This is a genomic window from Pseudomonas sp. BIC9C (assembly GCF_034541995.1).
Lineage (GTDB): Bacteria > Pseudomonadota > Gammaproteobacteria > Pseudomonadales > Pseudomonadaceae > Aquipseudomonas > Aquipseudomonas fluorescens_CC.
On record NZ_JAWDGM010000006.1, the window covers coordinates 478,555 to 501,379 of the forward strand.

Here is a 22,825-nt window from a genome sequence, read left to right on the forward strand (position 1 = left end):
CGAAGTCAGGTACAGGGCGATGACGGGGCTCACTTCTTCGGCCCCAGTCGCTTGAGCAGGGTGTCGAGGGTCGCCTGGTTCATGCCTTTGGCCAGCGGGAAGTCCGATGGCATCAGGGTTCCGGCCTGCGGGTCGAGGCAATGTTCGACCAGTGCTTGCAGGTGCTCCAGAAGACGAGCCGGCAATCGGCTGTCGGCAGTCGGCGTGACGCTGTGCCACTCGATGCGCAACTCGCCGTCTTCCAGCCAGGCCACCACTTCACGACCATGGTTCACCCGGTTGGCCAAGGCCACTTCCGACGGTGGCGTCAGGTGGCTGGCGCGCAACCAGCCCTCGGGTGCCTGTTCATGTCCCAGGTAGTTGAACAGCACGTCACCACGGCTTGGCGGCAACGCGCCACGCTGGCGCAGCAGCCCGTGACCGAGGCCCTGGCCCGGTACGGCGCGCGAGGCTTCCTTGGCGTTGCGCACCCGGTCGCCGGGGGCGCCGCTGGAATTCACGCGCAGCGGGTACAGGGTGGTGAACCAGCCAACGGTGCGGCTGACGTCCAGGCCTTCGAACGGCGCATCGCGACCGTGGCGCTCCAGATCGACGACGATGTCGGCACGGCTTTCGGCTTGCGCCAGGGTCGCGGCGAGGGCGGCGATCAGCAGCTCTTCCGGTTGCGTGCGGTAGGCCGCGTGGGACTCGGTCAGCCATTGGTGAGTGCGGGTGGCATCCCAACGGGCCGACAGGGTCTGCCGTTCGGCGACTGTGGCCACGGGCGCGGCGTTCACCGCTGTCTGGGTGTTCCAGTAGCGCTGTTCGGCGCTGACCTTGGCGGCGTAGGCGTGCATGTGCTCGGCCCATTGTCGGTAGGACGTGGTTTTCGCCGGCAGACTTGGCGTCTCGCCGCGCTCCAGCCCTAGGTACAGCTGCTGGAAATCTTCCAGCAACGGTGTCCAGGACACGGCGTCGACCACCAGGTGATGCGCCACCAGGTACAGGCGCTGTGGTTCACCTTCCAAAAGGGCGGCGGCGAACAGCGGGCCGTGTTGCAGGTCCAGGCTTTGCGCGACTTGCTGCAGTTGCTCCGGCTTGTCGCAGCACGTCAATGAAGCTGGCGCAACCGGCGCGATGTGCGCCTGCCATTGACCGTCCACTTCGGTGAAGCGCAGGCGCAAGGCGTCGTGATGGGCCACCAGACGATCCAGCGTAGCCTGCACGAGTGTTGCGTCCAGACGACGGTCGCTGTCGGCCAGCACCGACTGGTTCCAGTACGCGGCTTGCGGTTGCTGTTGGTCGAAGAACCATTGATGCAACGGCATCAGCGGCATGGCACCGGTCACGTCGCCCTGTTCGGCCAAGGTCAACAAAGGACTGGCCACCTGCGCCAACGCTGCCGGGGTCGGCGAGCGGAACAGGTCTTTTGGCGTGAGCGAATAACCCTGTTCACGCAGTCGCGAAATCAGCTTCAGGCCGAGGATCGAATCACCGCCCAACGCGAAGAAACTGTCCGAGGTGCCGACTTCACGGCCACCGGTCAACGCTTCGCCGAGCAGTTCGCCGAACAGCTGGCAGAGCAGCGCTTCCAGCTCATTGCGCGGTGCAACGCGGTCTTCCTGCGTCTGTGGCAATGACAGGGCCGCCAGGGCCTTGCGGTCGATCTTGCCGTTGGTGGTCAGCGGCAGGGCCGGTACTTCGACCCACACCGCCGGGATCATGTAGGCCGGTAATTCGGCGGAGAGCACTGCGCCCAGCTCCGATTGCGGCGCACTGGCGCTGTAGAACGCCACCAGTCGGTTGTCGATCACCAGGGTGCAGGCGCCAGTGATGGCAGGCTGGTTCAGCAGGGCCGCATCGATTTCCCCCAGCTCGATCCGCTGCCCGCGCAGTTTTACCTGATGGTCGAGACGGCCGAGGTATTCGATGTTGCCGTCGGCGAGGAAGCGGCAACGGTCGCCGGTGCGGTACAGGCGATCACCGTCGATGAACGGGCTGGCGAGGAAACGTTCCTCGGTCAAGTCCGCCCGTTTCAAGTAGCCGCGAGCGACACCGACACCGCCGATGTACAGCTCGCCGATACTGCCGATTGGCAACAGCTGCATGGCTTCGTCGAGGATGTACATACGCAGGTTGGCGATCGGTTTGCCAATCGGCACGATCACATCATTGACCGAGCAACGCCACACCGAGACGTCGATGGCCGCTTCGGTCGGGCCGTACAGGTTGACCAGCGCCGCCGGGTGTTGGCCCATGAAACGCCGCACCAGATCCGCCGGCAGCGCTTCGCCGCTGGCGAAGACCTGGCGCAGGCTAACGCAGTCGGCCAGCGTCGGTTCCTCGACAAAGGCGCGCAGCATCGACGGCACGAAGTGCAGGGTGGTGACCTGTTCCTGGCGGATCAACTGGCTCAGATAAGCCGGGTCGCGGTGGCCGTCCGGACGGGCGACGACCAGCGTGGCGCCGGTGATCAGCGGCCAGAAGAATTCCCACACCGACACGTCGAAGCTGTACGGCGTTTTCTGCAACACGCGGTCGTTCGGGCCGATGGGGAAGGCGTCCTGCATCCAGTGGATGCGGTTCATCAGGGCGCCGTGTTCGTTCATCACGCCTTTGGGCTGGCCGGTGGAGCCGGAGGTGTAGAGCACGTAGGCTAGATCGCTTGCTTCGACGGTCAGCGGTTCCGCCGCTGGCGCCTGTGGCAAGGCGTCGAGGGTCCAGGCGCTGTGCCCGGCCGGCAATTTCGCCAGCCACTGTGGCTGGGTCAGGGTGATTTGGGCATCGGCATCCTCGATGAGGAACGCCAGACGCGCTGCTGGCAATTCCGGGTCCAGCGGCAACCACGCCGCGCCGGCATGCACAATGCCGAGCAGGGCGACGACCATTTCCACGGAGCGCTCCATGCACACAGGGACGATGGACTCGCGACCAATACCGGCGGCGCGCAGGGCACGAGTGACCTGTTGTGCGCGCTGATCCAGTTCGGCGTAGCTCAGGCGCTGGCCTTCGAACACCAGCGCCGGGGCGTTAGGGCTCAGGGCGGCCTGTTGGGTCAGGGCCGTGTGCAGGTTGGTTGGGCCGGAATAGAGGCGCTCGGTGGCGTTCCAGCGATCCAGCTGCTGCTGATCCTGCTGTTGCGGGAACAGCTCGACCAGCGGCCGCTGCGGCGCTGCCACCAGCGCATCCAGCAAGGCGCACCATTGCGTGCTCCAGCGCTGCATCGTCGATTGGTCAAACAGTGCCGATTGGTATTCGAGGGCGAGGGTCATGTCACTGCCATCGTCCTGGACTTCCCAACTCTGTTCGAACTTGGCGTCGATCACCGGCAGCGTTTGTTCTTCGATGCTCAGGCCCGGCCACTGGCTGCTGTCCATGCGCCCGTGGTTAAGCGAGAACATCACCTGGAACAGCGGCGTGCGGTTCAGGTCGCGACGTTGGGCCACAGCACCCACCAGCGTGGCGAACGGCAGGTCGGCATGGGCCTGGGCGGCGCGCAGGTTGGCTTCGAGGCCAGCGAGCAATTGCTCGGCCGGGGCTTGTTGATCAACGTCGCTACGGATTACCAGCGTGTTCACCAAGCAGGCCAGCAGCGCCTGGGTTTGCGGTTGGTCGCGCTGGTCGGCCGGGGTGCCGAGACGAATGTCGCGCTGGCCGCTGTAGCGGGCGAGCAGGGCACTCAGGGCACTGGCCAGTACCACATAGGCCGTGGTGCCGCGTTGGCGGGCGAACTGGCGGATGGCTTCGGCACGCGTGCGGCCGAGGCTGACGGTCAGTTGCCCGGCGCGACGGTCCGCTTCGGCAACCCGAGGATGGTCCAGCGGCAGGTCGAGCTGGTAGTCGTCCTGGCCCAGATGGTTTTTCCAGTAGTCCAGGCTTTCGTTGCGCCGGGCTTGAGTGTCCGGGTGCTGTTGCCACAGGGCGAAATCGACATAGTCGATGTCCAGTACCGTCCATGCAGGTACTTGGCCACGCAGGGCGGCGGTGTAGGCCTGGGCCAGTTCGTCGATCAGCAACTGCATCGCCCAGCCGTCGGTGGCGCTGTGGTGCAGGCACACCAGCAAGCGGCTTTCGTCGCTGTCCTGACGTTGCAGCAGCTGTGCGCGCCACGGTGCGGCGGCCGCCAGATCGAACGGTGCCATCAAGGCGGTTTCGGCATCGGAGCAGGCCGTGGTCCAGTCATGTTGGGTGACTGAAGTGACCGCCAGCGCCGGGCCCTGATCGTCGATCAGCAGCTGCGGTTCGCCGTCGATTTCGACAATGCGGCTGCGCAGCACCAGGTGACGCTCGCTGACTTGCTCGAACGCCTCGCGCAAGGCTTGAACCTGAATCTCGCCACGCAAGGTCAGGGCAAACGGCATGTGATACTCGCGCGAATCCGGCACCAGACGGCTGAGCATCCAGAACCGTCGCTGTGCCAGACCCAACGGCAATGCTGCCGGACGCGGTTGAGCGGTAATCAGTTCGCCCAAGTGATCGTAGGTGTTAGCCGCTGCGCGCAGATGATCGGCCAAAGCCGCCACTGTCGGTTGGGCGAATACCAGTGCCAGCGGCAACGTCGCGCCGAGGCGTTCACGTACACGGGCGACCAGACGGGTGGCCAGCAAGGAATGACCGCCGAGCTGGAAGAAGTGATCCTCAATCCCCACCGACGAGCATTCCAATAGCTCGCTGAACAATTCGCAGAGCACGGTTTCAGTGGCGTTGCGCGGCGCCGTGCGCGGTTGGTCGCTGGCGGTTTGCGGCAATGCCGTGGCGGCCAGCGCCTTGCGGTCGAGCTTGCCGTTGCTGTTGAGCGGCAGGCTGTCGATTTGCACCAGCAGGCCAGGGACCATGTGCGACGGCAGGCTGTCGACCAAAGCGGCGCGCAATGCGGCTTCCTCGGCGTCACCACACCAGAAACTCACCAGTCGTTGATCCAGTAGCAGCGTGGCCGCATCGCGCACGCCCGGTTGGCTCAGCAACTCAGCATCGATTTCCCCCAGCTCGATCCGCTGCCCACGCAGTTTCACCTGATGGTCGAGACGGCCGAGGTATTCGATGTTGCCATCGGCGAGGAAGCGGCAACGGTCGCCGGTGCGGTACAGGCGATCACCGTCAATGAACGGGCTGACGAGGAAACGTTCCTCGGTCAGGTCCGCACGCTTCAGATAGCCGCGAGCGACGCCGACGCCACCGATGTACAGTTCGCCGATACTGCCGATGGGCAGCGGCTGCATGGCTTCGTCGAGGATGTACAGGCGCAGGTTGGCGATGGGTTTGCCAATCGGCACGATCACGTTATCGACCGAGCAACGCCACACGGAAACGTCAATCGCCGCTTCGGTCGGACCGTACAGGTTGACCAGCACCGCCGGGTGTTGGCCCATGAAGCGTCTCACCAGATCCGCCGGCAACGCTTCGCCGCTGGCGAATACCTGACGCAAGCTAACGCAGTCGGCCAGAGTCGGCTCTTCGACAAAGGCGCGCAGCATCGACGGCACGAAGTGCAGGGTGGTGACCTGTTCCTGGCGGATCAACTGGCTCAGATAAGCCGGATCGCGATGGCCGTCCGGACGGGCGATGACCAGCGTGGCGCCGGTGATCAGCGGCCAGAAGAACTCCCACACCGACACGTCGAAGCTGTACGGCGTCTTCTGCAACACACGGTCGTTCGGACCAATAGGGAAGGCGTCCTGCATCCAGTAGAGGCGGTTCATCAAGGCGCCGTGTTCGTTCATCACGCCCTTGGGTTGGCCAGTGGAACCGGAGGTGTAGAGCACGTAGGCCAGGTCACCCGGTTCAACGCTCAGCGGTTCGCCCGCGGGCGCCTGTGGCAAGGTGTCGAGGGTCCAGGCGCTGTGCCCGGCCGGCAGTTTCGCCAGCCACTGTGGCTGGGTCAGGGTGACTTGGGCATCAGCGTCTTCAATGAGGAACGCCAGACGCGCTGCCGGCAATTCCGGATCCAGCGGCAACCACGCCGCGCCGGCATGCACGATGCCGAGCAGGGCGACGACCATCTCCACGGAGCGCTCCATGCACACAGGGACGATGGACTCGCGACCGACACCAGCGGCGCGCAGTGCACGAGCCACCTGTTGCGCGAGTTGATCCAGCTGGGCGTAACTCAGGCGTTGGCCTTCGAATACCAGCGCCGGGGCGTTGGGGCTCAGGGCAGCCTGTTGGCTCAGGGCCGTGTGCAGGTTGGCCGGGCCGGGGTAGTGGCGTTCGGTGGCGTTCCACTCGATCAGTTGCTGTTTGCGCTCGGTCGCCGTCAATGGTGACCAGTCGGCGAGACGGGTCTGCGGAGCGTCGAGCATGGCTTCCAGCAGCTGTTGCCATTGGGCCAGCCAACGCTTGACCGTGGTTTCACTGAACAGCGCGGCGCGGTATTCCAGCAGCACCGACAGTACTTCACCGTCATGCACTTCCCAGTTCAGGTCGTACTTGGTGGACTGCGCTGTCACTGCCCGTTCTTGCACCTGCAATTGCGGCCACTGGCTGGCCGAGGCGTCGGCGTTCTGCATCACGAACAACACCTGGAACAGCGGCGTCTGGCCGAGGCTGCGCGCAGGGTTGAGGGTTTCAACCACCTGATCGAACGGCACATCCTGATGTTGCTGTGCGTCCAGCACGCGGTTGCGCACCTGGCTCAGCAAGCCTTCGAAATCCAGTGTCGGATCGAGGTCGGTACGCATCACCACGGTGTTGACAAAACAACCGATCAGCGGCTGCAACTCGGCCAGCGGGCGCTGTGCGACCGGGCTGCCGAAACGCACGTCGCGCTGGTTGGCATAACGTCCCAGCAACAACTGGGCGGCGCCGAGCATCAGCATGTACAGGGTGGCGCCGCGTTGTTGGGCGAACTGACGCAAGCGTCCAGCCAGTTCCTGCGGCAGTTGCAATTGCACGGCACCGGCGACCGGATCGAGCTGATTCGGACGAGCCTGTTCGGTTGGCAGGTCCAGCAGGTAGTCGCCATCCTCCAGTTGCGTGCGCCAGTAGTCGAGCTGCTCGCGAAACAGTGCCTGCTGGCCTGGTTCACGCTGCCAGAGCGCGTAATCCGGGTATTGAAGGGCCAGGTTCGGTAACTCGGCAACGCTGCCTTGGCAATGGGCGGTATAGAAGCGCGCCAGCTCATCCAGCAGGTTCTGGCTGGACGCGTCATCGGTGGCGCAGTGGTGCACGTTCAGCAGCAACAGCGCTTGGGCGTGGCCGCTGCGTTGAATCAGCGTGGCGCGAATCGTTAGCTGAGTCGCGAGGTCGAAACGGTACCCGGTTTCGGAGTGGGTCGCCTCAACGCCCAGTTGCTCCCAGGCCTCGGCGCTGTTGGCGTGCAGTGTTGCCACGCGCAGCGGGATGAGGGCCTGCGGTTCGATGACCAGCGCCAGTTCACCATCGGCTTCGCGCACGATGCGGCTGCGCAGGATTTCATGCCGCGCTACCACCGCGTTCAGGGCCGCCTGCAAGGCCGACACGTTCAGCTCACCGTCGAACTGCACGGCGCTGACCACGTTGTACTCACCGCCACCGGCACTCAGTTGTTCGAGGAACCACAGGCGTTGCTGTTCGAAAGACAGCGGCAGGCGGGTCGGACGTGCCGCTGCTGTCCAGGTCGCGGCCGGCGCTTGCAGCGGCTCGCCGAGCAATGCGGCCAGGGCTTCGAGCGTCGGGTGTTCGAACACTGCACGCAGTGCCGGAACCATGGCGAACTGTTGACGCAGGCGGGCAAACAGCACCGCCGCCAACAGCGAGTGACCGCCGAGGTAGAAGAAGTGACTGTCGCGACCGATCTGTGTCAGCGGCACGTTGAGCAGTTCGGACCACAGCACAGCGAGTTGTTGTTCGGCCAGCGTACGTGGCGGGTCCTGGGCGTCCGGTTCGGCCTGGATGTCCGGCGCCGGCAGGGCCTTGCGATTGAGCTTGCCGTTGTCGGTCAGCGGCAACTCATCGAGCACCACGAACGCCGACGGCACCATGTAGTCGGGCAGGGCGGCACCGAGGGTTTTGCGCCACGCGTTGACGTCGGCCTGGCCGTCGCAGGTGACGTAAGCCACCAGTCGCTTGTCGCCGGGCACGTCTTCACGGGCCAGCACCACCGACTGACGCACGCCGGGCTGGGCGCCGATCAGGGCTTCAATTTCCCCAGCTCGACGCGGAAACCACGGATTTTCACCTGATGGTCCATGCGTCCCAGGTATTCCAGCTGGCCGTCGGGCATCCAGCGCACCAGGTCGCCGGATTTGTACATGCGCGCGCCGGGCAGCGGCGAGAACGGGTCGTCGATGAACACTCTCGCGGTCTGTTCGGTGCGGTTGAGGTAGCCCAGGGTCACGCCCGCGCCGCCGATGTGCAGCTCGCCCGGAACGCCCACCGGCATCGGGTTCAGCCACGCGTCGAGCACATAGGTGCGTACGTTGGCGATGGGCCGGCCGATGATCGGGCGCGCCGGGAAGTCGTCCACCGCGCAGCCGGTGGCGTCCACGGTGCATTCGGTCGGGCCGTAGGTGTTGAAGAAGCGGCTGCCGGCAATCGACGGCAGGCGCTGCCAGAGTTGCGCGTCCACGGCGTCGCCACCGAACAGCACGAAGCGCGGCAGGTACACCTCGCCACGGCGCACGCCGTCACTTTCCAGCAAAGCCTTGAGCTGCGCAGGGGTGCATTCGAACGCGTCCAGGCGGGTGTCGCGGAAGAACCGCGCCAGGGCCTCGGGGTCGTAGCGCACTTCTTCCGGGGTCAGGTAAAGGCTGTGGCCGTCGAGCAGCAGGATGAGTTCTGCCACCGAACTGTCGAACGCGAACGAGTAGTTGAAACTGGTGCGCATCGGCTGGTCGGTGTAGCGACGGTACAAGCCATGAATGCGCGCCCAGGCCAGGTTGACCACCGATCCGTTGGTGACCAGGGTGCCCTTGGGCTTACCGGTCGAGCCAGAGGTGTACATGATGTACGCCAGGTCGTCGGGCCCGGCGAGTGGCGCGAGGTTGTTGTCCGGCTGATCGGCGAACAGCGCGGCGTCGGTGTCCAGGCGCAGGCGTGGCAGGTCGGCGCCCAACTGCTCCAGCAGCCCTTGCTGGCCGAGGAACAGCGCCGGTTGCGCGTCTTCGAGCATGTAGGCCAGGCGATCCACCGGGTAAGTCGGATCGAGCGGCACATAGGCGCCACCGGACTTGAGAATGCCCAGCAGGCCGACCAGCAGCTCCAGCGAACGCTCGACGCACAACGCCACCGGACGATTGGCGACCACGCCACGACTGCGCAGGTAATGCGCGACCTGGTTGGCCCGGCGATTGAGTTCGCCGTAGCTCAAGCTCTGGCCTTCGAAGCACAGGGCATCGCGGTCCGGGGTGCGCTCGGCCTGCTGTTCGAACAGCTGGGCGAAGGTCAGGTGTTGAGGCACGTCCATGTCGGTGCGGTTCCACTCGACCACGGTGCGTTGCCATTCCGCCGCCATCAGCAGCGGCAGGGCGGCCACCGGGCGTTGCGGCTCGACGAGCATTTGTTCCAGCAGGTGTTCGAGGCGGGCGAGGGTCTGCCGCGCACTGTCGGCGACAAACAGGTCCAGGGCGAACATCAGCTCCAGCTGGATCGGCGCGTTGGCCGGGCACAGCACGTGCAGGTCCAGATCGCATTCCGATTGCTTGAGCGGCGTGTCGAGGACTTCGAACTCAAGGCCCGGGAAGCGCAACCGCGATTCCATGGCCAGTTGCTGGGCGACCATCACCTGATACAGCGGCGCATGGCTGAGGCTGCGCGGCAGTTGCAGGCTGTCCACCAGTTGCTCGAACGGCAGGTCCTGATGCTGCAGGCCTTCGCGCAGACGCGTGGCGACCTGGCCGACCAACGCGGAGAAGTCGGCTTGCGCTTCGAAGTCGGCGCGGATGGCTAGGTTGTTCAGCAAAATGCCGAGCAAGCCTTCGGTGCCCGGTTGTTCACGGTGGGTGACCGGCGTGCCGATCAGTACCGTGGCATCACCGCTCAAGCGGTGCATGAGCACGGCGAAGCCGGCGAACAGTACGGTGAATGGCGTGGTGCCGAGCCGGCTGGCAAAGGCTTGTACCCGGGCGCTGAGATCGGCGCTGAGTTCGCGCTGCACGATACCGGCGCGGTAGGTCTGCACCGAAGGTCGCGGCAGATCGGTCGGCAAGGCCAGCAAAGGACTGCCTTCGCTGTTGCTGCGGTCCAGTGTCTGGGTCCAGTAATCGAGCTGGCGCTTGAGTTCTGCGCCTTGCAGATGCTCTCGTTGCCACAGGGCGAAGTCGGCGTACTGCACCGGCAAGGCCGGCAGCTCAGCCGCTTTGCCGTTGCAACGGGCTTCATAGCCCAGGGCCAGTTCGCGCAGGGCGATGGTCGCTGACCAGGCGTCCGACACCAGGTGATGCAGGGCGATGCCCAGCACGTGTTCCCCCGGCCCCAGGCGTAACAGGCGCGCGCGCAGCAAAGGCGGATTGGTCAGGTCGAAAGGTTGCTCGAAGGTGTCCTGCAAGGCGTTGAACTGCGCGCCCTCGCGGGCGGTGGCAGCGAGGCCGGACAAATCATCGAACGGCAATTCGATGCGCAGCGAATCGCTGATGTGCTGGCAGGGTACGCCGTCGGTGCTGCGGATACCGGTGCGCAGGATTTCATGGCGCGCCAGCAAATCGTTGAGGCTGGCGTGCAGGGCTGCGACGTCGAGTTCACCTTTCAAGTGCAAGGCGAACGGGATGTTGAACAGCGTGGTGCCTGGCGTCAGTTGCTCGATGAACCACAAACGCTGTTGCGAGAACGACAGCGGCAGCAATGCCGGACGTGGGCGGGCTGTCAGCCCCTGGTTCGCCGCTGCTTGCGGCGCGGTGGCCGCGGTCTGGCGCGCGGCAATCGCCAGCGCCAGCAACGCCACGGTCGGTTGTTCGAACAGCACCCGCAATGGCAGGTCGAGTTTGAAATGCGCCCGCAGCCGCGCAACGATCTGCGTGGCCAGCAGCGAGTGGCCGCCGAGGGTGAAGAAGTTGTCTTCGACGCCGACGCTGTCGCGGCCCAGCACTTCGGCCCAGACCTTGGCAACGGCTGCTTCCAGTTCGTTGCGCGGGGCGATGCTTTCCTGGGTGTCGGCCTGCCAGTTCAGTTCCTGGGCGGCCAGGGCCTTGCGGTCGACCTTGCCGTTGGCATTGAGCGGCAGACGCTCCAGGCAGACGAACGCCGCCGGCACCATGTACGGTGGCAATTGCCCGCGCAGATGCTCGCTCAGGCCATCGCTGCCCAGGGATTCGTCGTGAGCCGACCAGTAAGCCACCAGCCAGGCTTCGCCGACACTGTTTTCCCGCAGCAGCACGGCGGCTTCGCGTACGTTCGGGTGTTGGGCCAGACGGTGTTCGATTTCCGTCAGTTCGATGCGGTGGCCACGCAGCTTGACTTGCTGGTCGCGGCGGCCGAGGTATTCGATCACCCCATCGGCACGCCAGCGTCCCAGGTCGCCGGTGCGATAGATGCGTCCGTCGAGTTGTGGGTGATCGATAAACGCGTCAGCGGTGCGTTGCGGGTCGTGCAGGTAGCCACGGCCAACGCCGACGCCACCGACACAGATTTCCCCGGCCACGCCGACGGGCACCGGACGCAGGGATTCGTCCAGCACATACAAACGGTTGTTGGCGGTCGGCTGGCCGATGGGCATGTGGCTGACGTCGGCATCCGGCGCTTCGACAATCGGCTGGAACGCCACGTCGTCGGCGCACTCGGCCGGGCCGTAGGCGTTCATCAGCGCGATGTCGGGGAAGCGCGCGAACCAGTCGCGGGCCACGGTGGGCGGCAGCGCTTCACCGGTGGGCAGTACCCAGCGCAAGTCAGGCAGTTGCAGGTCGCACGGGCACAGCGCGAGCAATGTGCGCATCAGGCTCGGGACGATTTCCAGCACGTTCAGGCGGTCGCTGGCGAGCACTTGCAGCAGGCGTTGCGGATCATGGGCCACTTCGTCCGGCAGGATCTGCACGGTGGCACCCAGCACCGGTGCGGCGAGGAATTGCCACACGGAAATGTCGAAGGCCACCGAAGCGGTTTGCGGAATCCGGTCATTGGCGTTCAAGCCTAGGGCCGGCACCTTGCCGAAGATGTTATTGAGCATGCCCCGTTGTTCGATCATCACGCCTTTGGGTGTACCGGTCGAACCCGAGGTAAACAGCACGTAGGCCAAGCTGTCCGGGCCACCGAGCACCGGCAACGGCTCCTCGTTACCGGTCCGCCAACAGGCTTCGGCGAGCAGCGCGTCCGGCGCTTGGTCCAGACCGCTGAGCAACCGGTCGAGCAAGCCGCTGCACGCTTCACTGGCCACCAACAGCGGTACGCGAGACAGGGTGAGGATTTCCCGCAGGCGCTCCGGCGGGTGATTGACTTCCAGCGGCAGCATCGCGGCGCCGGCCTTGAACACCGCGATCATCATGGTCAACAACGGCAGGCCACGAGGGGCAACCAGTGCGACCAATCGGTCCTCGCTGGCACCGGCTTCGCGCAGGGCGTGGGCCAGGCGCGTGGCGCGCCGGTCCAGTTCGTTGTAGGTCAGAGATTCGCCGTCGCAGATCGCGGCAACCTGATCGCCACGCTGGGCGACCTGTGCGGCGAACAGCTGTGTGTAGTTTTGCTCCAGTGGAAATTCGTGGGGGTTGACGGCCCATTCGCCCAGCAGTTGCTGGCGCTCATCGCTGGCCAGCAATTCGAAGCTGCCCAGTGTTGCGTCCGGCGCGGCGAGCATGCCGCGAACCAGCGTCGCGAAATGACCGAGCAGGCGCTCGATGGTCGTCGCTTCGAAACGTTCGCGGTCGTAGGACACGCGAATGCCCAGTCGCTCTTCGGGCAGAATCACCACGGTCAGGCCGTAGTGGGTGTGTACGCTGTGGTCCATGCCATCGAGGCTGAACTGAAAACCACCCTCCAGGATCTGCTCGTCGATCGGCGCGTTTTCGAACACCAGGATGCTGTCGAACAGGGTTTCGCCCCGGGGGAAGTCGCTCCAGCCCTGAATGTCGGTCAGCGGCGTGTGCTCATAGTCGCGCATGTCGACGTTCAGCCCTTGCAGCGCGCTCAGCCACTGGCCGAGCGACGCCTCGGGGTCCACTGAAACGCGCAACGGCAGGGTGTTGATGAACAGGCCGATCATCTCTGCGACACCGGTCAATTCAGCCGGACGTCCGGCCACGGTGACGCCGAACAGCACGTCCCGTTGCCCGCTGTAACGGGACAGCAGCAGCGACCACACGCCCTGGAAGAAGGTGTTCTGAGTGATGCGGCGGCTGCGGCAGAATGCCGCCAGGGCCTGGGTTTCCTGCTCGGTCAGGTGAATCAGCCGGTCGTCCACCAGCACCGCGTCGGTGTAGCGGTCGCGGGTCACGCCGTTGTCCACGGTCAGTGGTGTTGGTGCGTTGAGCCCCTGCAACTGGCCACGCCAGAACTGCTCGGCCTTGGTCGCGTCCTGGCGTTGCAGCCACTGGATGTAGTCACGGAACGGACGCGGCGCCTTGAGCTCTGGCGTGCGGTCGTTGCACAGCGCTTCGTAGACCTTGAGGAAGTCCACGGTCACCAGCGAGATGCACCAGGCGTCCATCAGGATGTGGTGGAAACTGCGGATGAACTCGTAGGACTCATCGCCCAGCCGCACCAGGCGGAAGCGGATCAGCGGCGGCTTCGACAGGTTGAAGCCGGTTTTCTGTTCGTCCGCCAACAAGGTGCGAATCCGCGCTTCCTGTTCGTGGGGGGCCAGGCCGCGCAGGTCGATGGTGTCGAGGGGCACCTTGACCTCGCGGTGGATCACTTGCACCGGTTGCTTCTGGGTTTTCCACTGGAAACTGGCACGCAGGGAAGGGTGCAGCGCCACTACTTGACGCCATGATTCCAGGAACGCCACTTCGTCGATGGCTCCGCCGATGCGGTAGCGATCCTGCATCAGGTACACACCGGAATCTTCGTGCAGCAGGGAGTGGAACAGCATTCCTTGCTGCAACGGTGATAGCGGGTAGATGTCTTCGATCGGATTGCTATTGTTCTTTTCGGTGGTCATCACAAACGTCCTGCGGAAAAAGGGGCGACGGTGCGGCGTGGTGCACGGCCGATCAAAATTCGTTTTCGTCGAGTTCGGCCATCAGCGCCTGCATTTCCTCATCGGACAGGCCCGAGGCGCTGAACTCGGTGCTCTCGGGCTGCGCTTGCACGCTTTGCGCCGTCACCGGCTGGGCGACTTCAGCCATGGCGGCGATGGTCTGGCCTTCGAACACATGCTTGGCGGACAGCGCGATACCTTGCTCAAAGGCCTGGGCCACCACTTGCAGACTGAGAATCGAGTCGCCGCCAATGGCGAAGAAGTTCTCGGTGATGCTCACGGTCTCAAGCTTCAGCACATTGGCGACGATGGCTTGCAGGGTCGTTTCCATGGCGTTGCGCGGTGCGACGAAGGCGCTTTCGTCGAACTGGTCGGGTCGGGCAACTGGCGCAGGTCGAGCTTGCCGTTCGGCGTGCGCGGGAAGGTCGGCAGGGTCAACACCCGCGCCGGCACCATGTACGAAGGCAGGCGTTCGCCGAGGAAGCGCTTGATCGCCTCCGAGTCCGGCGCATAGCCGTGAGCCGCCAGCACGTAGGCCAGCAGGCTCTTGCCGGCGGCGTGTTCCTGAACGATCACCGCCGCTTCGCGCACGTCGCTGTGGCTGCACAGTTGACGCTCGATTTCACCCAGCTCGATGCGGTAGCCGCGCAGCTTGACCTGATGGTCCTTGCGACCGAGGAACGCCAGGCGCCCGTCCGCCAGCCAGCAGGCGAGGTCGCCGGTGCGGTAGGCGCGGGTGCCGCAGGCCAAAGTGACGAAGGCCTTGGCGGTTTCTTCCGGCTTGTTGCGATAACCCCGAGCCAGGGTCGGGCCGGCGAGGACGATTTCCCCCGGCTCACCGATGCCGCTGGCGATGCCGTGTTCGTTCAGCACCCGCAGGTCCATGCCGGCAATCGGCCGGCCGATGCTCAGCTCGCGGCTGGGGTCCAGTACCTCGTAGGTGGCCCAGACCGTGGCCTCGGTGGGGCCGTATTCGTTCACCAGTTGCGCATTCGGCAGGGGTGTGGCCGTGTTGGGTATTCAACGAGTGTGGGCAGGCTTCGCCGGCGACGATCCAGCATTCGAGGCCGTCGGTGTCGGCGGTGCGCTGTAACTGGTCGAGCAGCGCCTGATACAGCGACGGCAGCGACAGGCCGTGGCTGACTTGGTGTTGAGCGATCAGTTGCGCCAGGCGTGGCATCTCGAGCTCTTCGCCGGTGGCCGGCAAGACCAGGCGTCCGCCCTGGGCCAGGGTCCAGAAAATCCCCGCCACTGAGCTGTCGAAGGCGAACGACGACAGCAGCAGGTAAGCGCGCACCGGTTTGGCATATGCGGCCATGCGCACCTGGGTCGAGAAGCTCAGGGCGCCGTGGCTGATTTCCACGGCTTTCGGCGCACCGGTGGAACCGGAGGTGTAGATCAGGTAGGCCAGGTCATCCGCTTGGGGCGTTGGCAGTGGCGGCAGGTCGCTGATATCAGCCGGGGTCAGGTCGTCCAGAACAAAACGCTGCAGACTGGCAGGCACGATGTCGGCCAGTTCGGCGCTGACCACGATGTGCGCGATGGCGCTGTCGGCGAGCATGTAGGCGCGGCGATCCGCCGGATAGGTCGGGTCGACCGGCACATAGGCGCCACCGGCCTTCAGCACCGCCAGCATGGCGACAATCGCCGCATTGCCACGGCTGAACAGGATGCCCACCGGTACGTCGGCGCCGATGCCGGCCTCGCGCAGCTCATGAGCCAGCCGGGTTGCGCAGGCATCGAGCGCGGCGTAGCTCAGGTCGCCGTCCTTGTCGCTCAGGGCGATGGCGTTCGGTTGTTGCTGTACCTGGCGGGCAATCAGCTCAACCAAGGTGACCGGTTCAATATCAGGCGGAGTCAGTTCGGCGTCGATCGTTTGGGCCTGAAGCGAACCGCTCAATGGCAGTTGCGACAAGGTCTGTTGCGGCTGCGCCAGAGCGCCCTGCAACAGTTGCAGCCATTGCTCGCCGAGACAGGCAGCGGCATTGCGGCTCAGCGTGTGGCGGTCGTAAACCACATGCGCCTTCAGCCCGTCCACGGTCTGATGCACATTCAGGCAGGCTTTCACCGGGTTCAATACCGCACTGGCAAAGCGTTCCCGGTCATCACACTGACGCCAGGCAAACGCATAACCGCCGTTGAGATCGTGGGTGTAGTAATCCTGCCAGCCAGCGCTGCGCTCCAGGGTGGCGCCGACGGTCTTGCCTTGCTCCAGCAGTGTCGCTTGCGCGTCCAGATCAAAACGCAGCGGCAGGCACTGTTCGAACAGGCCCAGTGTGGTTTCCAGTTCCGGGCCACGGCTTTCGAGGATCACCGTCAGCGCAACCTGCTGTTGACCTGCCAGACGTCCAAGCAACGCCGCCCAGGCGGTCAGCATCAGATTCGACGTCAGGGCCGGATGACGGGCGAGACTGTCAGGGATGACCAGATCCACGCTTTGCGGGGCAAAGCCGCTGCCCGATGCGGACTCCAGCGACAGTTGCAAGGCTGGCTGTTCTCTCGGCCAACGGCTTCCAGAAGTTCACCCCGGGTGGTCGGGTTCGTCTTCGGTCAGGCTCCAGCGCCATTCGGCGTAATCGGCGTATTGCAGTGTTTCGCTGAGTTCGGGATCAACCTCTTGCGACAGCAACTGGGACAACAGCTTAAGGCTTGCAAGGTCGAAGTGGCTGCTGGCGCCGGCCAGGTCCAGCACCGACAGCTCGTCCGACAACTGCACCAGTGTCACGGCCAGCGGAGATGTCCAGTCATGGGCCTGCGTGGCGAGGCGGGTCAGTGCCGCTTCCTGATCAATCTTGCCGAGCTGACGCAGGTCCTGCACGGTGACCTGCAATTCAACGACGTCGTGAATCACCTGCACCGGGTAACGCAGCCCCGGCACCGCCACCAGTCGCGTACGCAGGATTTCGCTGTCGGCGATCAACTTCCAAAGGCGTCGGTTGAGGCTGTCTGCCGTCACCGGGCGCGACAGCGACCACTGCAAATGACAGCTGAGCGAGTGCCCGGCTGCGCCGTTGATGTGCTGATACACAGACGCCTGTTGCGGCGAAATACGAAAACCTTGAAGTCCGCTCATGTTCAACTCGACTGGGAATTGGGGATAAACCGGGGCGACAGCGGCACGCAGGGCCACTGATCGAGATCAGGTGAGCCTGCGTAAGTCAGCTTGTTTGCCCGTGGAAAAAATCAGACGGCGACGTCACTTTGCAGCAGGGCTTCAGCCATGCCGGTCATGATGGCGCGCTTGCCGGTAAAGGGTTCGCGACCGTGCACGGCGAGCATGTTGTCGATGAACAACACGTCGCCCTGCTGCCAACTGAATCGCACCAGCGAATCGAGGTAGGCCGATCGCAACGACTCCAGCACTTGGGGCTCAATCGGTTCGCCGTCGCCATAGAAGGTGTTGGTGGGCAGGTCGAGATCGGTGAAATTGCTTTGCAACGAATCGCGGATCGCCGGCGGCAGGGTGCTGATGTGGAAGAAGGTGGCGTGGTTGAACCATACCTCTTCGCCGGTACGCGGGTGGCGCACCACTGCCGGCCCGCGCTGGCGGGTGCGCAGGCGGTTGTTTTCTTTCCATTCCACTTCGATGCCGACGCTGGCGCAGTAGGCCTCCACTTCGGCTCGGTCTTCGGACTGGAAGACGGTCTGCCATGGCAGGCCGAAACCGTCACCGTAGTTGCGTACATACAGCACGCCCTTTTCCCGGAAGCGCGCTTCGATTTGTGGGCTGATTTTTGCTTTCACTGCGCGAGTCGAGCCGATCGGGGTTTCGCCACCGGTTTCGGACGGGATGTGGCAGTAAAAGAACAGGCGCAACGGGAAACGTGGCGAATAGGAGTGTTCGTTGTGCGGGAAAATCATCTGGTCGGCCGGGTAATCGGTCGAGGTGTAGATGTTACCGCCGACACGGGTGCGCGGTGAGGCGCGGAACATGTATTCCAGCGCGCCGGGGGAGAGGGCGGCGATCACCTGATCGAACTGCTCCACCGACAGCACGGAGAAACCGCGAAACAGCAGGGCGCCGTATTGCTGCAGTTTTTGCTCAAGATTCTCCCGCTCCCTGGCTGCCCAGGCAACCAGGTCGACACCGCTGACGGCGGGCTCGATCACCAGTGGCAAGGCGTGGTCCGGGCTGAGCAAGCGCTCGCTGACCAGTTGCTGTTCCGAGACGTTCATGGCTTTGCGACGCACGCCGCCAAGGGCGCGGGACGGTGGGGGCACGATAGACATAAAGGCATCCAACTCGGTTAAAGGGTCAATGAACGACGTTTGGTTTGCAGCATCTGGCTGCGACCGGCTTTGGCTTGGGACTGCTGGCTTTCACGCTGGAAGGCCTGATCCCAGGCGTCGAGGCGTTCGGCCAAGGCCGGCAGCGACTGGTCGAGCAGATCGCGGCTCTCGCCCAGCAGGCGAGTCCACAACTGTTGCAGGCGCAGGGCACGATCCCGGTCGAAGTATTCGCCGCGGAACTTGAGGGTGGCGTCGATGCCGTCAACGCCGTGCACCAGATCGAGTACCAGGTGTAAATCGCCTGGCGCCTGTGCCACGTCCAGCGAGGTCATGCGCGCACCGGCGATATCGGTCGGGTTCACCCGCGACGGCTGGTAGTTGAGCTTGACCTGGAACAGTGGCGAGTGACCGGGACGGCGCTGCGGCGCCAGTGCAGACACCACCAGATCGAAGGGCAAGCCCTGATGGGCGTAGGCCAGCCGCGCCTCATCCCGCACTCGGCCAAGGAAACTGGCCAGGGTCGGTTCGCCGCGCAGGTCGCAACGCAGGGTCAACTGGTTGACGAAGAAGCCGATGACGTCATTGTGTTCGGCCAAAGGCCGGCCGCTGGCATCGGTGCCCAGCAGGAATTGTTGCTGGCCACCCAGTTGCTTGAGAACCAGTTGATAGCTGGCCAGCAGCAGCATGAACAGGGTCATGCCGTGCTCGCGGGCCAGCAGCGTCAAGGCTTCGCAGGTGGTCTGGGGCAGGGTGAAGTTCAGGCTGTGCTCGCCGAGACCCTGGCCATTACCGCCCAGTTCTAGGGTTTGCGGGACCGAAGCCAGGTGCTCGCGCCAGAACTGTTGCTCGTGCGCGATGCGTTGTTCGCTCCAGTGCCCGGCTTCCCATTGGGCGAAATCCAGGTACTGCACCGGCCGTTCGGCGTTGATCGAACCGGCCAGTTCGGCCAGCAATACCTGCGCTGAACGCCCGTCGAAGGCGATGTGGTGCAGGGTCAGTAACAGGTTGTGCTGCTCGTCGTCGCGGCTGAGCAAATGCGCGCGCAGCAACGGCCCGTTTTGCAGGTCGACCGGCGTCGCGTGTTCCTGTGTCAGGCGGTCGGTGATCGCTTGCTGTTGCAACGCCACCGGTTGAAAGCGCAAGTCGTGCCAGGTCAGTGGCACGGCCGTCGCTGGCAAGATCCGTTGTTGCGGACCGTCGACGCCATCGTGGTAGACCGTGCGCAGGACGCTGTGGCGATCGACCAGGGCATTGAGTCGTGCTGCCAGGGTTTCGGTGTCCAGCGCGCCTTGCAAACGCAGGTGCAGGACCAGGTTGTGGCGGGTGTCGTCCGGGTTCAGTTGGCGCAGGAACCACAGGCGGCTTTGCGCGAAGGATTGTCGGGCGTGAAGTTGATGGTCGCTGGAGCGTTTTGTCGAGGCGACGGCGTCCGGGGCGGACTCATTCAGGAAACCCAGCAAAGCCTGCGCCCAGTCATTCAGGGTCTGTTCACCGAACAGACCCTGGGTGTCGAGGTTCCAGCCCAGATCCTGATACAGGCGGGCGGCGAAGTCGGCAACGCTGATGGAGTCCAGGCCCAGGCCGATCAGGCTTTTGTCGAAGTCGACGCTCAGATACGGATTGACCTCATGCAGCGTCTGCGCAAGCCACAGGTGGCAGGCAGTCAGGGCGTCTGGTGTGGGCTGGGCGGCGCGCTCGCGCAACTGCGCAAACTCGAGGCGTTCGTTGAGGACCGCGGTTTGTCCGCCGTACTGGGCAATGATGCTCAAGGTCCCAGCGGCCAACTGCTTGCGCGCGCCCTGACGGGCGATTTTGCCGCTGGTGGTCATCGGGATGGTGCCGGCTTCCACCAGCACGATCTGGTCGATGCCGCAGTCGGCGGCTTCACGCACGGCATTTTGTATCGACGCAAACAGCGCTGGATGATGCGCCGGGTCAACGAATTTGCGCTGGGGCTCGGCAACGATCACCAGCTTCTCGCGACCCAGCACAGGGTCCATCTCCGAGAACGCGGCGATGCGCCCCGTGCGGATGCCCGGCTCGGCATCGGTGATGGCGAATTCGAGATCGTGGGGGTACAGATTGCGCCCGTTGAGGATCAGCAGGTCCTTGACCCGGCCGCAAATCACGACCTGACCTTCGTGCATGAAACCCAGGTCGCCGGAACGCAGGTAATGACCGGGTTCACCGACGATGCGTGCTTCGAACGCCTCGCGGCTGGCTTCAGGGTTCTTCCAGTAGGCTTCGGCGTTGCTTGGGCCGCTCAGCCAGACTTCGCCGATGTGATCGACGCCGCAGCGTTCATGGGTGTGCGGGTTGACGATGGCGATGTCGTGCAAGGCTTGCGGGTAGCCGCAGGCGACGAACTCGACAGCGGCGGCATCGGTTGCCGCCAGGGCCACACGACCGGTTTCAAGCACGGCCTTGTCCAGGCGCAGCACCACGGGCAAGGCGTCGGCCGGCGTGGCGCTGACGCACAATGTGGCTTCGGCCTGACCGTAACCGGGACTGATTGCCAGCGGGTTCAGACCGCAAGCGACAAAGCGCTGGGCGAAGGTATCGAGGGTGCCGGGGTGAATCGGCTCGGCGCCGTTGATTGCATGTTGCCAGGCGCTCAGGTCGAGTTGCGCGATCAGGTTGTCACTGACCACGCGGTTGCACAGCGCATAAGCGAAGTTGGGCGCAAAACTGGCGGTGGCGCGGTAACGGCTCAGCGCTTGCAGCCAGGTCGATGGCGCGTTGACAAAGGTCTGCGAGGCGATCAGGTAGCAGGGCATGCCGCTGTAGAGCGGGGCCAGCATGCCGCCGATCAAGCCCATGTCGTGGTACAGCGGCAGCCAGTTGACCATGGCGCCCTGCTCATCGAAACCGTAGGCCTGGCGCATCAACTCGACGTTGGCGATCAGGTTGCGATGGCGCACTTCGACGCCCTTGGGTGTGCCGGTGGAGCCCGAGGTGTATTGCAGGAATGCGACGGTCGCGCCGTTGACATCCGGGCGTGTCCATTGACTGGCCGGCGGTGTGCCCAGGTACTGGACCGTCAACACGTCTACGCGGCCTTCGACCAGCTCCAGCAGATTCTGGCAGTGATCGGCGGGGGCGAGGATCAGCGCAGGTTCGGCATCCACCACCACATTGCGCACGCGATCCAGATGACGAGGCTTGCGCGACGGCGGCGGGAACAGCGGCACGGCGATCATGCCCGCATACAAACAGGCGCAAAACGCACGGGCGTAGTCCAGGCAGGTCGGCAGCATCAACAGCACGCGATCGCCCGGTGCATAACGCGCTTGCAGCGCCGCCGCCAGGGACTGGCTCTGTTCGTGCAGTTGGGCAAAGGTCAGGGTTTCGCCGATCTCGACGCCGTCCGGCAAAAAGTGCAGGGCCGCACGCTGTGGAAAATGCCGGGCGTTGGTTTCCAGCACTTCGATCCAGTGTTTGAAAGAAAACATGTGCAATTCACGCCATGGCAACGATGACTTTGCGGTCACCGGTGTAAGGGTTGCGGCCGTGTGCGACCAGTCGATTGTCGAGCATCAGGATGTCGCCGGGCTGCCACGGAAAACTGATGGAGGTCTGGCGATACACCTCGCGCACGGTGTCGAGCACTGCATGGGGGATGGCCGAGCCGTCGCCGAAGTACACGTGGCGCGGCAGGTCCTCTTCACCCACGGCAGCCAGCAGGCTAGCGCGCACGGACGGCTCGATCGCCGAGACATGGAACAGGTGCGCCTGGTTGAACCACACCCACTCACCGGTCTCGGGGTGCTGCAGCACCGCCGCGCAACGCTGGCGGGTGCGCAGTTCGCCGTCGGCTTTCCACTCCCATTCGATGTCGTTGTCCTGGCAGTAACGCTCGACCTGGGCGCGATCTTCAGTGTTGAACACCTTCTGCCAGGGCAGGTCCAGCGCGCCGCTGTAGTTGCGCACGTAGAGCAGCTCGCGGCTGGCGAACAGTTCGCGGATCTCGGCGGGCATGCGCTGGTAGATCAGGCGGCTGTCGGCAATCGGCGTTTCGCCGCCGGTTTCGCTGGCCTTGATGCAGTGGAACCAGATGCGCGAAGGCCAGGGCCGGGTGTAGGCCTGTTCGTTGTGCAAAGGAATGAATTGGTGGGCCGGGTATTCAGTGGAGCTGTAGACCCCGGCGAACACTTTGCTGCGCGGCGTGGAGCCAAACTCGTAGCTGGCCAGTGGTGCGCCGAAGCTGGCGGCGAAATGCTTGAAATCGATGGGAGTGGGGACGGTGAAGCCGCGCAAAAGGATGCCGCCAACCGTGGTCAGCGCCTGGTCCAGCATGTCGCAGATCGATACCTCCAGATCATGGATCGACTGTCCCGGTTTTGCCTGTACCAGCACCGGCAACGTCGACTCCAGGTCGACTGTTGAAGCATGGGGCAAGGGCTCGGAACGCACACTGAGGTGTTCGATTGAAATCATCCTGCGCATCCTTTTTTTCTTTTTTTCATTCATGCGGAGCAGCGTTGGCAAACCTGGTCAACTGGGCAGAGGTTGCTACGCTTGATGTCCGGCTGAAATGTATTGTCATTGATACAGGGCTGCATTTTTATTACAAATGAG

General features: G+C 64.2%; 6 protein-coding genes and 2 pseudogenes. All 8 read right to left on the bottom strand.

Annotated features, from left to right (window positions below; translation table 11 throughout):
- Positions 1 to 29: 29 nt before the first annotated feature.
- The 8 genes and pseudogenes from RS887_RS30660 to RS887_RS25795 all read right to left on the bottom strand — a co-directional run bounded on the left by RS887_RS30660 (position 30) and on the right by RS887_RS25795 (position 22,684).
- Positions 30 to 13,978 (bottom strand): annotated as a pseudogene (locus RS887_RS30660) (non-ribosomal peptide synthase/polyketide synthase).
- A gap of 52 nt (positions 13,979 to 14,030) precedes the next feature.
- A complete protein-coding gene (locus RS887_RS25765; RefSeq protein ID WP_322617592.1) occupies positions 14,031 to 14,348 on the bottom strand; it encodes a phosphopantetheine-binding protein in 318 nt (105 codons plus the stop codon).
- Complete coding sequence (locus RS887_RS25770) at positions 14,309 to 14,998, bottom strand: AMP-binding enzyme (RefSeq protein WP_323131773.1); 690 nt, start codon at positions 14,996 to 14,998, stop codon at positions 14,309 to 14,311. Before RS887_RS25770 ends, RS887_RS25765 begins: the two co-directional genes overlap by 40 nt.
- A gap of 52 nt (positions 14,999 to 15,050) precedes the next feature.
- A pseudogene (locus tag RS887_RS25775) lies at positions 15,051 to 16,394 on the bottom strand (AMP-binding protein); the annotation flags it as partial.
- A gap of 144 nt (positions 16,395 to 16,538) precedes the next feature.
- A complete protein-coding gene (locus RS887_RS25780) occupies positions 16,539 to 17,090 on the bottom strand; it encodes a hypothetical protein (protein ID WP_322617594.1) in 552 nt (183 codons plus the stop codon).
- A gap of 110 nt (positions 17,091 to 17,200) precedes the next feature.
- Positions 17,201 to 18,247 (bottom strand): TauD/TfdA family dioxygenase, encoded by a 1,047-nt coding sequence (locus RS887_RS25785; protein ID WP_322617595.1) that lies wholly within the window; start codon positions 18,245 to 18,247, stop codon positions 17,201 to 17,203.
- 17 nt (positions 18,248 to 18,264) lie between these two features.
- Positions 18,265 to 21,699 (bottom strand): condensation domain-containing protein, encoded by a 3,435-nt coding sequence (locus RS887_RS25790; protein ID WP_322617596.1) that lies wholly within the window; start codon positions 21,697 to 21,699, stop codon positions 18,265 to 18,267.
- A 7-nt stretch (positions 21,700 to 21,706) separates the two neighbouring features.
- A complete protein-coding gene (locus RS887_RS25795) occupies positions 21,707 to 22,684 on the bottom strand; it encodes a TauD/TfdA family dioxygenase (RefSeq protein WP_322617597.1) in 978 nt (325 codons plus the stop codon).
- Positions 22,685 to 22,825 lie beyond the last annotated feature (141 nt).